This is a genomic window from Rosettibacter sp. KY25 (assembly GCF_057554405.1).
In genome coordinates this window covers 26,929-40,532 of the sequence record NZ_BAAJAO010000011.1, presented here as the reverse complement: position 1 = coordinate 40,532, position 13,604 = coordinate 26,929, and the positions used below count along the sequence as shown (strand labels likewise).

Here is a 13,604-nt window from a genome sequence, read left to right as displayed (position 1 = left end):
AAAAATGGAATTATCATTAGAAGAAAAGAAAATTCTTCTTAAAGCGGCTCGCATGGCAATTAATTCAATTTTTACAGGCGAAGAAATTCCAAAACCCGATTATGAAAAATATCCTTCGTTAAAATCGCACTCAGGTGCTTTTGTTACATTAACAGAATTTGGAAGGTTGCGTGGTTGTATTGGTTATATCATTTCCGATAAACCGCTTTATGAAACTGTTTGTGATGCTGCAGTAAGTGCTGCATTAAACGACCCAAGATTTCCACCCGTGCGGCAATCTGAACTTGATGACATTGAAATTGAAATATCTGTATTATCAGAACCATTTCAATTGAACAGTTATGATGAAATTATTGTTGGTAAACATGGTTTAATACTCGAAGAAAAAGGAAGGCGCGGTTTACTTTTGCCTCAGGTTCCGGTTGAACACAATATGAACAAAGAACAATTTCTCGATGCTATCTGTCAAAAAACAGGATTTCCTGCTGGATACTGGAGAACAAAACAATTAAAATTAAGCGGCTTTACTGCTCTTGTATTCAACGAGAAAGAATTGGAGGAAAAATGAAACAAGTACGAGAACCATCTGTTGCTGGTATGTTTTATCCTTCATCTCCTTCTAAATTAAAAGAAGAGATTCAAATTCTTCTCGAGACATCAAAGCCATCAGAAAATATAGAAAATATTACAGGAATAATTTCACCTCATGCTGGATATATTTATTCAGGAAAAACTGCAGCCTATGCATACAATGCTGTTAAGAATAAAAATTATAAAACTGTAATAATAATTTCTCCAAGTCATAGAGAATACTTTGCAGGAATTTCAATTTATAACGGAGATGCTTACAAAACACCACTTGGAGAAGTTGAAATTGATAAAACAGTTTCTTCTGAATTAATAAGCAGCAGTAAAATAATTTTTGAAGGAATTCAGGGACACCGCTCTGAACATGCTGTTGAAGTTCAAATTCCATTTCTTCAAATGGTGCTTGATGATTTTAAAATTGTCCCAATTGTTATGGGCGATCAAAACCGCATTTTTGTCTATGAACTTGCAGAAAAACTTTCTAAAGTTGTAGATGACCAAACATTAATTGTGGCAAGTTCAGATTTATCTCATTACTATTCAAAAAGAACAGCTGACGAATTAGATTCAATAGTTGAAAAACACATACAAAATTTTGATTACGAGGGATTACAAAGAGACCTTGAAAATAACAGATGCGAAGCTTGCGGCGGAGGTGCAATTGTTGCTCTAATGAGAACAGCAGATTTAATTCAAAAAAGAAAATCAAAAGTTCTTCATCGTTCTGATTCCGGTGATGTATCAGGTGATAATTCTGAAGTTGTAGGTTATTTATCTGCTGCAATTTATAATTAAAAATTATATTTATACTCTACTTATTTTCACAGAATAAAGGAGGTTTATGACTAAACTTGAACATTTATTTGTAAGAAACCGCACTTGGTCTGAAAACATTAAAAAATCAGACCCGGATTTTTTCAACAAGCTTTCAAAACAACAAAAACCAGAATATTTATGGATTGGATGTTCAGATAGTAGAGTCCCTGCAAATCAAATTGTGGATTTATTACCAGGAGAAATTTTTGTTCACCGCAATATTGCAAATGTAGTAGTACACACAGACTTAAATTGTCTCTCAGTAATTCAATATGCAGTTGAAGTTCTTGAAGTAAAACATATTATTGTTTGTGGACATTACGGCTGCGGCGGAGTTAAAGCTGCACTCGAAAATAAAGAGCACGGATTAATTGATAACTGGCTGAGACACATTAAAGATGTATATCGATTTCATCAAGATAAATTCAGCAACATAGTTGATGAAAATAATAAACTAAATTTACTATGTGAATTAAATGTAATTGAGCAGGTAGCAAATGTATGCAACACTACAATAGTTCAAAATGCATGGAAGGCAAAAAAGGAACTTACAGTTCATGGCTGGATTTACAGCATTGAAAATGGATTATTGAAAGATTTGAATGTAAGCATTTCTAACATCGACCAATTAAATCCACTATATAAAATTTGACAATCAAGGGGAAAATCTAATGGAACAATTTGAAGGAATTAATCTTGAATCTCAATCAGGAGAAGTTAAACCACTTACACCATTCCAATTGATTTTTGATAGGATGATAAGAGATATGCGCTTTGTTGGAATGTTTACAATTATTTATGGAGCCATTACATGCTTATCAATTATTGGTGCTTTAATTGGTGTTCCAATTATAATCATTGGACTGAGAATACGAGAAGCAGCAGACCAATTTGCAATCTTTAAAGCAACAAACGAAGCTGCCGCTCTTAAAATGGGATTCGAACTGCAGGGGAAATTTTTTCGAATAACAAAAATCTTAATAATCATCGGCATAATTTTAACCTTAATCTGGATAGCTCTAATTATTATATTTTTTGCTTCCGGATTAAGCACATTGATGCAGATGAGAGAATTTGAATACAATACAATATAATTTTCATTTGTTTTTGCTAATTAATTGAATTATGCATTAGGATTGTTGATAACAACAAATTTACAAACAAAATGAATTCAACTATTGATAACTAAGATTCGAAAATCTTTGATGCTGTTTATGCGAGAAAATAAAATTTTAGGGAACACGGATAAATCATATAAACAAGAATAAAAATATCAATTGATTGATATCCGTGTTCCGTCCAAGTTTTTATTAAAAATGAAAATTAATTAAAGGAAGTACTTTTGATATCCCACTGTTATTTCTTGCAATATTAATTAATCCAAGCTGAACGCCTTTCAATTCTTCTGCAATATTCAAAATCCCAATTACTAATCCTTTTTGAGTTCCTTCAATTTTATGAAAAGATGCTATTGATATTCCATAAAGGTTACCAACTTCTACCCAGCCTGGTGTAACATTTAATCCGTAAAATTCATCTGCTTCCATTTTGTAGCCAGAAAAATTAATTCCCTTAATTGTTCCTTTAGAAAATGTTGCAATAATTGATTGGTTCAATCCAAAAATATCACCTTTGCTTACTAAAGCTAAACCTCCAACATTAATTCCTTTAATTCCTTCTTTTGAAACTATAGCAAGACCACCAATATTTATCCCGCTAACATTACCATTCGATACGAGTGCAAGTCCGCCAAAATTAATTCCATTAATATTACCTTTCGAAACCAGAGCAAGTCCGCCAATATTTACTCCACTAATATTTTTATTGCTTACAAGAGCAAAACCACCAAAGTTAATTCCGGAAATGTTACCTTTAGCAACAGATGCAAAACCGCCAAAATTAATTCCTGCAATATTATCCCTTGATACAAGAGCAAGTCCGCCAAAATTTAATCCTTGAATATTTCCACCCACAGTTGCAATTGTTCCAATATTAATTCCTCTTAAATTTTTCTTCCCTAATAATGCTGCGAGTCCAAATGATAAACCATTAATATTTTTTGCTGCAGGTGCAATTCCTAATGCAATTCCATTAATAGTTGATGCTGGATTTTCTTCAGGTTTCCACAAAGTAATATTAATTCCATTTACATTTTTTACTTCACAATCTGAAGTATTAATTCTTATTCCGTTCCAGCATTCTGAATTTCCAAAACTAATTCCTGTTGAGTTAATTCCAATATCAAGACTTGAATGCGAGCATACAAAATCTGTTGTGTCTTCATCAAAAGAAAAATCCTGTGAATAATTAATCGAATAGAAAAACAGAATTAATAAGAGAATTAACATTCTTTTCATTTTTACTTCTCCAATTTATTTGCAACGATTTAGACTTGTCTAACCCTCAGAGAGTTACATGAAAATATTACTTCTTTTTCAAGAAACCATATTTCTTTAAGTGAAGATATGCAAGATAACCAACTGCCCCAATTTGCACTGATTGAAGAAATATCTTAAGGTGGCTATAATTTTGTGACTTATAATATTTTGCAAGCAATGGAGAAGCTATCATTTCAGAATAATTTTCGAAATTAGTGTTGCCCTCATTAAAGTTGTCGATTAAATATTTTGTTTGCAGCCAGACAGTTGATGAATCAAATAAAAAGAATTCATTTGATTTTATTCTGTCTATACGCTGAAATAAAAAAACATCATTCAAGTTAAATTCATTTTTCTCGTAATGAAAAAAAGAATTTTTTGATGTATAAAATTATTTTTTCTTGTGAATATGATGATAGTGATAAAACCAAAACTAAAAGATAAGATTTTTTAATAATCGTAGTCATCATCTTCGCTATTTTCATTAAACATATCATCATCAAATCCAAAATCTTCTTCTGTGAAATCTTCCGGTTCTTCTATATCCTCATCAACATCATCATCTTCGCTTTTATTTTTTTTATTTGAATAAGCAGGTTCTTCCTGTTCCATGAAAAATGAATCTCGTGATGAATATTTTTCATCCATTCTATCCATTACCCTGCCAATTAAATCATCAGTAATATCGGCTTTCATTTCTTTGATATCAGGTTTATCAATTATGTCAAATTTTTCACTGCCGGTGGGTGTTTCTTTCCACATTTCTGTAAGCGATTTTTTATCGAGCTTACTTAAATAATTATCAATTTCTCCTTCAATTATTTTAATATGCTCGGGGTCCCATTGAGTTTCTTCGTACAATTGGCTTTTCATAAAATTCCAAAAAGAACCAGTCTTCTTTCCCGGTTCGGGCAGTTTTTTTAATGATGTTATAATTTCATCAACAGCTTTTTTCATTTTGTAAGACACTTTTTTTCTCCTTATCTAAATATTCTCACTGATAAATTAGTAAAATCTTCTAAAAGTCAATATACCAATTAATTTTATCTTTTATTTTTTACAAATACTGCTAAAAAATTTATACCAAAATATTTTTTATTTTTATTGTGAATATAATTTTATATGTATTTATAATTAAGCCCCCGTAGTTCAATGGATAGAACACAAGCCTCCGGAGCTTGTAATGTGGGTTCGACTCCCGCCGGGGGTACTAAATTCATTTTCTCACATAATGCGGCATATTATTTGGCAATTCAATTACTAATTCAATTAATCCTTTCATTTCATCATTTTCATACCATGGAGATTGATAAATAATTTTCTTTTTTCCTTCTTTTTCAATCGAATAAATATTTTCTTTTTTCTTTTCAATTAATTCTTTAATAATGATTTTTGATTTTTCATTGTGGCAGTCATATAAATTTTTTCCTACTAAATCATAACCTCCTTTATCCTGAAACATCTTTGCAGCTCTGTCATTCATATAAATAATTATGCCTTCAGTATTACAAATTGTTATTGCTGCTGGAATAGAGTTCCCTAATTCAAAATTCATGGTTCAACCTCTGAAAAATAAATCTACAGATACATTTGCAAATTAACAGAAATATTTCTTAATGGTGCAAGATTTCCAATAAATTCAACATAATAATAATTAAAAATATTTTTTGCGTTCAAATAAATTTTTGATGGCTTATTCATAATGAAAAAATTATATCCAACTGTAACATCTGTAACATATACTGGAACTCTTTTATCACCATCAATCACAAGTGCTAAGGGCGGTTGTGTTATTTCATAATCTATTTCTTCTACTTTGCTTGCATATCTGAAATCGACCCCAAATTCAAAAGGCATTGGACTAAAATTTAATTGAGCATTAAATGTATTTCTTGGACGGTATTTCATTGCTTTATTTTTTTGAATATCTCTTGCCCACATATAATTATAACCAATCATTAATTTTAATAATGATGGAACAACATTCCAGTCGCCAATAATTTCCAATCCTAAAATTCTTGCTTTACTCAAATTTATAAATTGAATTTTTCCCTCTTTAGTCAAATTGGGTTCAATAAAATTGTTATAGTCTGTTCTGTAAAATGCAATATCAAAATTTAGATTATTGTTGTATTGATAAATTGCACCGGTTTCAAGTGAAAAACTTGTTTCTGATTTTAAGTTTGGATTTTCTTTGACATCAATTCCACCACCAACACCAGCAGTTGTAAATACTTCTGCAGGAGTTGGTGCTCTGAAACCTGTTCCAATAGAAGCTCTTAATATTAAATTGGAATTTAGTTTATAATTCAATCCTGCACGTGGAGTTATTGCATTTTTTCCGCCAATTGTATCTTTGCCGCTGGAAGGAAATAGTTTTATATAATCATAACGAATTCCCAGAGTAGCAATTAAATTTTTTATTCCTCTGAATTCCGTTTGAAAGTAAGAAGCGAATCCCAGAAATTTAGTATTAGAAAAAATATTTGATTTAACATTAGAACCCGAAGCTTCTAAACCTGTTGTAATCAAAAATTGTTTGGAAAGATTGTAATTAATCAAAGCTTCGCTGCGGAATAAATTTGCATCAGATGTTGTAACTTCAATCCCATAACCATCAAATCTTGTATGATAGTAGCTCAACTTAAAATCACCAGTAAGATTTTCATTGAACTTGTTGTGATAAATTAATCCTGTAAAAATTCTGTTTGATTTTACAGTTTTATTCGTATCTTCATCTTTAGGCACAAGAGCATGACGTGAATCTTTCCAGTATAAAAAATTACCGCGGTTCATATTCAAATAATCTGCAAAAAAAGTTACATCACTATTTTCTGAGTTTTTATAATTTACTTTAAGATATCCAAAATATTTTTTGCTGAAGTTATCTCGCTTGTAACTGAGGTCATCAAATTTTTTCAGTGAAATTGTGTAACCCAAATTATTATATGAATTCGAATGTGTGATTTCCAACCCATAAAAACTTCTGTAATTTTTATTCCATCTCCATGTTTCATAAACAGGTTTATCGTATAATCCATAGTATGAATTTATATTTGTAATGGGAGATTTTACTGCTGGTTTTGTAATTATATTTATTACTCCTCCAATAGCTGATGTTCCGTACAAAGAACTTGCTGGACCTTTTATTATTTCAACTCTTTCGATATCAGACATTGGAATCATTTCCCACACAACATCACCATTATCCCCTGAATAAAATGGTATGCCGTTAATTGCTGCTAAAACTCTCGCTCCAACACCTTTACTATAACCGCTTGAACCGCGGATGCTTACCTGTTCAAGATTCATCTGAATACCGGGAATATCTCTTAACAACTCATCGAATGTTTTATAATTTTTTCTATTAATTATTTCTGGCTGAATCACAGTTGTGCTCACAGTTAGGTCTTCTTTTTTCTGTTCATATTTTCCTGCAGTTACTATAACCTGCTGAGTTTCAATTACGGAAGTTTTTAATATAATAGTGATTGGTTTAAAATTTTGATTAAAATTTATTTTTATATTTCTTCTTTCATAACCAATGGCTGAAACAACTAAGACATAATTTCCATAAGGAATATTTTTTATTTCAAAGAATCCATTTTCATCAGCAGCATCACCATAGAATGTTCCTTCAACAACAACATTTGCACCAATTACAGGTTGAGCAGTTTCATTTATTACTCTTCCTCTTATTGATCCGCTTTGCGCATAAATATTTGATAATAGAATAATAAAAATCACTAATAACTTTTTCATATCATTTCTCCTCATCAATTATTACATTGGCGGCTGAGGTGGTGGATTATTAAAATCAACAACAATGTTAACATTTGTTGTAATTTTACCTGCTTGAATAATTAACTTTGCAGGCTTTGTTTGGTCTCCATTGATGCAGTAAACTCCAACTACATACCAGTCTTTTCTATCAAGTGAAATTTCGGGAGTTTTAGATTGAGCAACTACAACATAAGAATATTCTCCTTCGCCAAGCTGAAGTATTGGCAAAAAATTATTCTCGATTGAATTATAATAAACTTCACTTGAATTGTATGGTATTGAATCAGAAACAAAAGAAAGATTTGGCGGGAAAAAATCTTCACTTTTTGTAATTGGATTCTTAAATACAACAAGATGAGTTCTTTTTACACCTTCAGGCCATTTACCGATAAAAGTAATTTTGCCGGAAAATCCTGATGGACCTGAAGGTTTTTCTGGTTCGGGTTCAATTCCCTTGTCACAACTATAAAATAAAAGTGAAGATGCTGCAAACAAAAACAATAAAAACTTTTTAATCATCATTAGCCCTTAGTAATTTTTTATATTAAAATAGAATAATATTAGATAATCAACAATAACTATATTAATCTCACTTTAGTAAGTATAAATTTTGTGAATAAGTGAACATAAAACTTTCTTTTTCATTTTAATAAATCTTAATTTTGCAAAAAATAATGAGGCAGATATATGAAAAAAGTTCTCGTTTTATTAATATTTTCAACTCTTTCATTACTCGCACAGGAAAATATAAATGATGAGACAAAGGCAGAGGTAAAAGAATTAACTGAATTCCATGATGTAATTTATCAACTGTGGCATACAGCATGGCCTCAAAAAGATGTTAAAATGATGAAATCATTAATGCGCCCGATTGATGAAGGTTTTGAAAAAATAAGATATGCAGAATTGCCGGGAATTTTAAGAGATAAAAAAGAAAAATGGGATGAAGGTGTAAGAAAGCTTGATGCTATTATCGAAAGATATAGAGCTGCACTTGTCAAAAATGATACTGCAGCAGTTCTTAAAGCTGTCGAGCAGCTTCATTCTCAATATGAATATCTCGTTAGGTTAATTAAGCCGGCAATTAAAGAATTAGATTCTTTTCATCAAGAATTATATATGCTTTATCATCATTACATTCCGAATTATGATTACGATAAAATCAAAAAGTCTGTAGAAATTTTAAAAACAAAAATGAAAGACTTAATGAAAGCAAAATTGCCTGCACGACTTGAAAACAAAAAAGAAGAATTCAACAAGTACAGAAACGAATTAAATAATTCTATCGAAAAATTATATACAGTTGTAAAGAAAGGAAATGTCAAGAAAAACATCATTGATGCAGTTGAAGAAGTTCATACAAAATATCAAAATCTTGAAAAGATTTTTGATTGAGAGGAATTAATGTTCGCAGCTGCAGTTTTTTCCTGTTTTAACTTTTTCAAATGCTTCTTTTCCTTCTTTATAGGAAAACCAGGCTATGGCTAAAGCTCCTATTGAATCCAGACCGCCAATATTTGTGATTTCATATCCTGCACTTGAAATAAGCAAAACAATCGATAAGTACAAACATGTTTTTGTGCAATTTGCATCAGCAATAATTGCATCCGATTGAAGCAGCTTTCCTATTTTCATTTTATAAAAAATTAAAAACGACATTGCAACAATAGATATTAAAGAAATAACAATTCCCCAGAATGTTGTATCGGGTTTGTGTCCAGTAAACAGATTATAAACTGCTGAAACTACTAAGCCAATTGTAAGCAAATAAAATGAAGTTCCTGTAATCTTAAGTGCAGTATTTTCGAATGCATCTCTTGTTTCGCTGTTGTTGTTTTTAATTCTAATAAGCATATGAAGTATTCCAACACCAGAAATCACTTCCACAAAAGAATCTACTCCAAAGCCAAAGAGAGATAAGGTTTCATCTTCTAAACCGAAAAAAATCGAAATCAATCCTTCAAGTATGTTATAACCTATAGTAATATATGCAAGAATAAAAGCATATTTATATAAGTTCTGCCTGTATTTGATAGAGATAGCTTCTTCCATGATTAATTTTAGCAATAATTTTTCTTACAATACAAAATTATGCAAAACAAAGTTCATTAATTTGAATGTTACACAAATAATTTTCTTCTAAATAATTTGCCAAATCATTAAGTTTCACTTGCAAATTTTTTGCGGAGGTAAAAATGAGAGAGTTAAAGTATTGTATGGTAATCTTAATACTAATTTTTATTTCAGGATGTGCAGTAGTTATATTAAAGCCCGCAGATTTTTCCTGGCCCATTGAAAATGCAATCAAAGTAGATGAAAAAGGTTTTATAAAAGAAGACCGTTATACGTTTTCGGTAAATGTTAAACCAATATTTTATGAAGAATTTAAGGATTCAAATCTTGCTCTTGGAAAAGAAATTAGAATCATACGTAATCAAGCTGGATATTATTTTATAACCGCATCTAAATTCAAAAATGTTTATGTATTAATTCCAGTTGAAGGCGGAATGAAATTAGTCAATAAAATTAAAATATCAGAAAGTGAAGAGCTCATACAGCCTGCTTTTAATCAGAAAGCACCAAATATTGAATTAATTGATGGCTCAAAAAAATATCTTTTGAATCAAAAAGGTATTGTGAGGTAAGATTATGAATAAAAAATATTTACTCTATTCAATTTTATTTTTTACAGTATGTTCGATTGCATTTGCACAATCAGATTATGAAAAAACTCAAACATTCAAAAAGCAATATAAAATTTATGAAGAAGCAATCAAGGATGCTTCGAGTCTGGAAGAATGTAATTTGATTGCTGAAAATATTACTAAATTCAAAAATGAATATCTTCAGGATAAAGAATTGCTCGATAAAGTTCTTTATCCAGAAAATTTTGAATCGGCATTTGCAAAACTTGAGCGAGCACTTGAAATCCGTAAAGGTGATTTCACTCAAATAACAGAACTAAAAACTGAGGTCGGAACATTAAAATCTCAAGTTACAGAATTAAGTGAAAAGAATCAGGATTTAATTGCACAGATAAAAGCACTTAATCTTCAGGTTAAAAAAGATGCAGCTACAATTGCTTCGCTTCAAAGATTGATTGCTCAGTTAAAAGCTAATATTCAGCAAAGAGATATGCTTGTAAGAGACATTATTGATAGTTTATTAACAGAATTTCTGAAAACTCCAGCAACATTAAACGAAGCAGAAAAACAAGCAATCATTACAAGAGTTGACAGCCGTAATTTATTTTATAACATTGAAAGAACTATTGCAGATAATATCCAATACATGAAAGTAACTCAACTTACACCTAAAGACTTAAGTGAAATGAAAAAGCAATATCAGGACTTTAATAAATTGTGGAAACAGATTGGTCCAAAACTCAGCGATGTATATTTAACAAAACAGGATAAAGCAGCAGAAATTGCAAACATTGATGGATTGTTTTTCGAGTGGAATTCCAGATTAAATGATGAAATATGGACACAGGTTAATCAATTGTTTAGAGAAAAAAATTTGGCTGTTTTGCCATTCAGAAGCGGAGAACAATTTGTAAACAGTGTTTATTCTTTCATTGATGATGAAATCAAAAATCTTGGTGTAAAAAGTAAAGACGAATCACTAAACACATATTATACTTTTACTGATAGTGTTTATTTCAAGTCTGTTCAGCCTGTATGGATACCAATTTTAATTGAAAACAATATGATGACAGAAGCAGATAAAGACTCAATCGAAGCTCATATAGCTTTATGGAAAGAAAAAATTTCTCCTCCCTCTAAATTTAACTGGGTTTATGTTGTCGGTGGATTAATAATCATTGCTCTAATTGTAACGCTTATTATAAACAGCAAAAACAAAAAGAAAATTGTAATAGAAGAAAAGAAATTAGACGAACAGCAATGACCTTATAAATCAAAGGTCATTATAAATAGAATCCTAATTTCAAAGATTTGCTGTAAGAGAGCAAGTTTATCAGAATTTTTAAAGGTCAGCTTTACGAAGATTTTCATTTCTGTGCAAATATGCTCTTGTGCGATTACCTGTGTTCTATTTATTCATTAAATAAGAAATGCAAAACTTAGAAATAGTACATAGAAATTTTTAATCAATTTCATCCACTCATTCATTTTTCTTTCTGCAGTATACAACAAAGAATTTTTTATTTTGAGGAAGGTTGACATTGTAAGAATTGATTAATAAAAATTTTTCTTTAATCATTTTTTCTATTTCAGCTTTATCAAAAAGTGTCATAATTGAACTTAATGATTTTAATGAAACATAAGGTGTCTCTGAAACTGGGGTGGCATTTTCACTCGGAAGTTGAAAAACTGCGCATAAAATACTTTGATGCTTCAGCCACTTTTTTATTTTGTTTAGAACTTTTTTAACATCAACATATTCAAAAATTAATGCGGCGTGAATTAAATCAAATTTATTGCTATGCAAATCAATCTCATTTAAATCGGCACAAATTAATTTAAGCTGCGGCAGTGAATTATGAAAACGATTGTAACATTCTTCCAAATAATTTTTATTAACATCGATTCCGATAATTTCATTTATGTTACGATTAATTAAATGTTCAAAGCCATTGCCTGTAGTGCAACCTAATATACAAATTGATTTTGGATTGAATTCATCTAAAACATCTTTAAAAATTTTATTAAGCATCTGAAGCTGTCCAACATTTGGAGCAGACATGTGATTTTCATAATCAGATGCAGGAATTTCAAGCCAAGGATTCAAATTCATTTTTTATCCAAAATTATTTTATATAAAATCCAAGTGTGAAAAATCCAACCCAATGTTTGAGTGAAAACGGCGCTGTTAATCCCATAGATGATTTTCTAAACGGCAAAACTTTTTCTGTAAATGTATCCGAATATTTTATCAACTTTCCTTCAATATTTTTAATTCCAAGATTATTTGCAATTTTATTTAATGTAAAAAGTCCAAAAATAATTGGATATCTTCCGCACCAAAGAGGAATAATTTTCAGATTAGTTTCATCAGGCAAAATTTCTTTTGCAAGATTTTTTATTCTCTCAGGTTCAACAATTCCAATTAAATATTCATTTATAATCCGCTGGTCATTTTCAATTCCCTTTTGATGTGCGTTCAAGTCCAAACCATAAGGTGTGTTGTTGAAATCTTCTCCATAATGATTTGCATCATTGGAAATAAGTATAAATATGTCCTTACCAAGTTTCAATTTATTTGTTTTGATGTAATCAGTAATAATTTTTGAAAGCTGAAGAGAAATTTCTTCCATTTTCTCAATCGACATCTGAGTAACCATAATTGGAGTAATCTTAACATCTGGATTATAAAATTGAAGAAATGGGATTAATGCCTCAATTGAATGTTCAACTTCGTGAGCTTTGTTATTAACCACAAAATATTTTTTATTGAGTTTCGATTTAATTATTTCTCTCAATGGAGAAATTTTTACATCATTATAAATTCCTTTCCATGAATCAAAATTATCAAGAATCAAAACTTCTGTTGGTGGATTTACTTCTTTTCTTACTGTTCCATGTGTTACACCAAAAATTATAACTTCTTTTGCATTGATTAGCTTAAAGAGTGGATAATAAACTTTTCCTGCATACAAATAATCATCATGAACAGAAATTGCAGCAATTAAATTTTCTTTATCTGGTTCTTCTCCATTGTAAATGCTATCAAGATATTCAATAAAATTTTTCATTTCTTCAGAATTCCAGCAGAATCCAACATCATCTCGAATTGGGCGAATATTCTGAGAGTAAAATGATTCTAAAAGAACAAAAAAAGTTATAATAAATAAAAGATAAATTTTGTTTTTCATATTTATTAACTACTTTCTTATGTACATTTTAATCTATATCAAAAGGTGATTAAAAATACTAAAAACATTTTCAAAACATCTTTCCATAAAATAATTTTTAAGATGATCCACTTCGTTTATTTTTAAGATGCTTCACTTCGTTCAGCATGACATTTTAAATTAGATAATCTGAAATAAACTATTAATCAAACATTACAAACAAC

At 30.0% G+C, this 13,604-nt stretch carries 16 protein-coding genes and 1 tRNA gene; 8 read left to right on the top strand and 9 right to left on the bottom strand.

From position 1 onward, the window contains the following. The first annotated feature begins 4 nt into the window (after positions 1–4). From amrA to AC27L2_RS08320, 4 genes are read left to right on the top strand one after another with little or no spacing between them, the layout of a single operon-like run. Positions 5–568 (top strand): AmmeMemoRadiSam system protein A, encoded by a 564-nt coding sequence (amrA, locus tag AC27L2_RS08335; RefSeq protein ID WP_487211300.1) that lies wholly within the window; start codon positions 5–7, stop codon positions 566–568. Further along, positions 565–1,383, top strand: a complete 819-nt coding sequence (amrB, locus tag AC27L2_RS08330; RefSeq protein ID WP_487211299.1) for an AmmeMemoRadiSam system protein B — start codon at positions 565–567, stop codon at positions 1,381–1,383. The genes amrA and amrB (AC27L2_RS08330) overlap by 4 nt, the downstream gene beginning before the upstream one ends. Positions 1,384–1,429: 46 nt before the next feature. Further along, positions 1,430–2,056 carry a carbonate dehydratase gene (can, locus tag AC27L2_RS08325; RefSeq protein ID WP_487211298.1) on the top strand — a complete coding sequence of 209 codons (627 nt, stop codon included), beginning with the start codon at positions 1,430–1,432 and terminating at the stop codon, positions 2,054–2,056. Between the two features lie 19 nt (positions 2,057–2,075). Beyond that, positions 2,076–2,498 (top strand): DUF5362 domain-containing protein, encoded by a 423-nt coding sequence (locus AC27L2_RS08320; protein ID WP_487211297.1) that lies wholly within the window; start codon positions 2,076–2,078, stop codon positions 2,496–2,498. A 216-nt stretch (positions 2,499–2,714) separates the two neighbouring features. Here AC27L2_RS08320 and AC27L2_RS08315 read toward each other — a convergent pair whose 3' ends face one another. The 3 genes from AC27L2_RS08315 to AC27L2_RS08305 form a co-directional block, all read right to left on the bottom strand. After that, positions 2,715–3,761 carry an LA_2272 family surface repeat-containing protein gene (locus AC27L2_RS08315; protein ID WP_487211296.1) on the bottom strand — a complete coding sequence of 349 codons (1,047 nt, stop codon included), beginning with the start codon at positions 3,759–3,761 and terminating at the stop codon, positions 2,715–2,717. Positions 3,762–3,828: 67 nt separating this feature from the next. Next, a complete protein-coding gene (locus AC27L2_RS08310) occupies positions 3,829–4,122 on the bottom strand; it encodes a hypothetical protein (RefSeq protein ID WP_487211295.1) in 294 nt (97 codons plus the stop codon). A 110-nt stretch (positions 4,123–4,232) separates the two neighbouring features. After that, positions 4,233–4,751 (bottom strand): hypothetical protein, encoded by a 519-nt coding sequence (locus tag AC27L2_RS08305; RefSeq protein WP_487211294.1) that lies wholly within the window; start codon positions 4,749–4,751, stop codon positions 4,233–4,235. A gap of 169 nt (positions 4,752–4,920) precedes the next feature. Here AC27L2_RS08305 and AC27L2_RS08300 point away from each other — a divergent pair. Next, positions 4,921–4,992 (top strand) — tRNA-Arg (locus AC27L2_RS08300). Between the two features lie 6 nt (positions 4,993–4,998). Here the strand turns inward: AC27L2_RS08300 and AC27L2_RS08295 are convergent. From AC27L2_RS08295 to AC27L2_RS08285, 3 genes are read right to left on the bottom strand one after another with little or no spacing between them, the layout of a single operon-like run. Beyond that, positions 4,999–5,337 (bottom strand): PAS domain-containing protein, encoded by a 339-nt coding sequence (locus tag AC27L2_RS08295; RefSeq protein ID WP_487211292.1) that lies wholly within the window; start codon positions 5,335–5,337, stop codon positions 4,999–5,001. Positions 5,338–5,360: 23 nt separating this feature from the next. After that, positions 5,361–7,544 (bottom strand): TonB-dependent receptor, encoded by a 2,184-nt coding sequence (locus tag AC27L2_RS08290; RefSeq protein ID WP_487211291.1) that lies wholly within the window; start codon positions 7,542–7,544, stop codon positions 5,361–5,363. A 21-nt stretch (positions 7,545–7,565) separates the two neighbouring features. Then, entirely contained in the window at positions 7,566–8,087 is a 522-nt protein-coding gene (locus tag AC27L2_RS08285; RefSeq protein ID WP_487211290.1) for a hypothetical protein, read from the bottom strand. 165 nt (positions 8,088–8,252) lie between these two features. Between AC27L2_RS08285 and AC27L2_RS08280 the strand changes: the two genes are divergently transcribed. After that, a complete protein-coding gene (locus AC27L2_RS08280) occupies positions 8,253–8,960 on the top strand; it encodes a hypothetical protein (RefSeq protein ID WP_487211288.1) in 708 nt (235 codons plus the stop codon). Between the two features lie 6 nt (positions 8,961–8,966). Here AC27L2_RS08280 and AC27L2_RS08275 read toward each other — a convergent pair whose 3' ends face one another. Continuing rightward, complete coding sequence (locus AC27L2_RS08275) at positions 8,967–9,617, bottom strand: cation efflux transmembrane domain-containing protein (RefSeq protein WP_487211352.1); 651 nt, start codon at positions 9,615–9,617, stop codon at positions 8,967–8,969. Positions 9,618–9,760: 143 nt separating this feature from the next. Here AC27L2_RS08275 and AC27L2_RS08270 point away from each other — a divergent pair, with 143 nt between their 5' ends. Then, a complete protein-coding gene (locus AC27L2_RS08270) occupies positions 9,761–10,210 on the top strand; it encodes a hypothetical protein (protein WP_487211286.1) in 450 nt (149 codons plus the stop codon). A gap of 4 nt (positions 10,211–10,214) precedes the next feature. Next, positions 10,215–11,474 carry a coiled-coil domain-containing protein gene (locus AC27L2_RS08265; protein ID WP_487211285.1) on the top strand — a complete coding sequence of 420 codons (1,260 nt, stop codon included), beginning with the start codon at positions 10,215–10,217 and terminating at the stop codon, positions 11,472–11,474. A 216-nt stretch (positions 11,475–11,690) separates the two neighbouring features. On the opposite strand, the gene AC27L2_RS08260 is transcribed toward AC27L2_RS08265, so the two are convergent. Together AC27L2_RS08260 and amrB (AC27L2_RS08255) are read right to left on the bottom strand one after the other, a co-directional pair. Continuing rightward, complete coding sequence (locus AC27L2_RS08260) at positions 11,691–12,323, bottom strand: class I SAM-dependent methyltransferase (protein ID WP_487211284.1); 633 nt, start codon at positions 12,321–12,323, stop codon at positions 11,691–11,693. A 13-nt stretch (positions 12,324–12,336) separates the two neighbouring features. Beyond that, positions 12,337–13,401 carry an AmmeMemoRadiSam system protein B gene (amrB, locus tag AC27L2_RS08255; protein ID WP_487211283.1) on the bottom strand — a complete coding sequence of 355 codons (1,065 nt, stop codon included), beginning with the start codon at positions 13,399–13,401 and terminating at the stop codon, positions 12,337–12,339. Between the last annotated feature and the right edge of the window lie 203 nt (positions 13,402–13,604).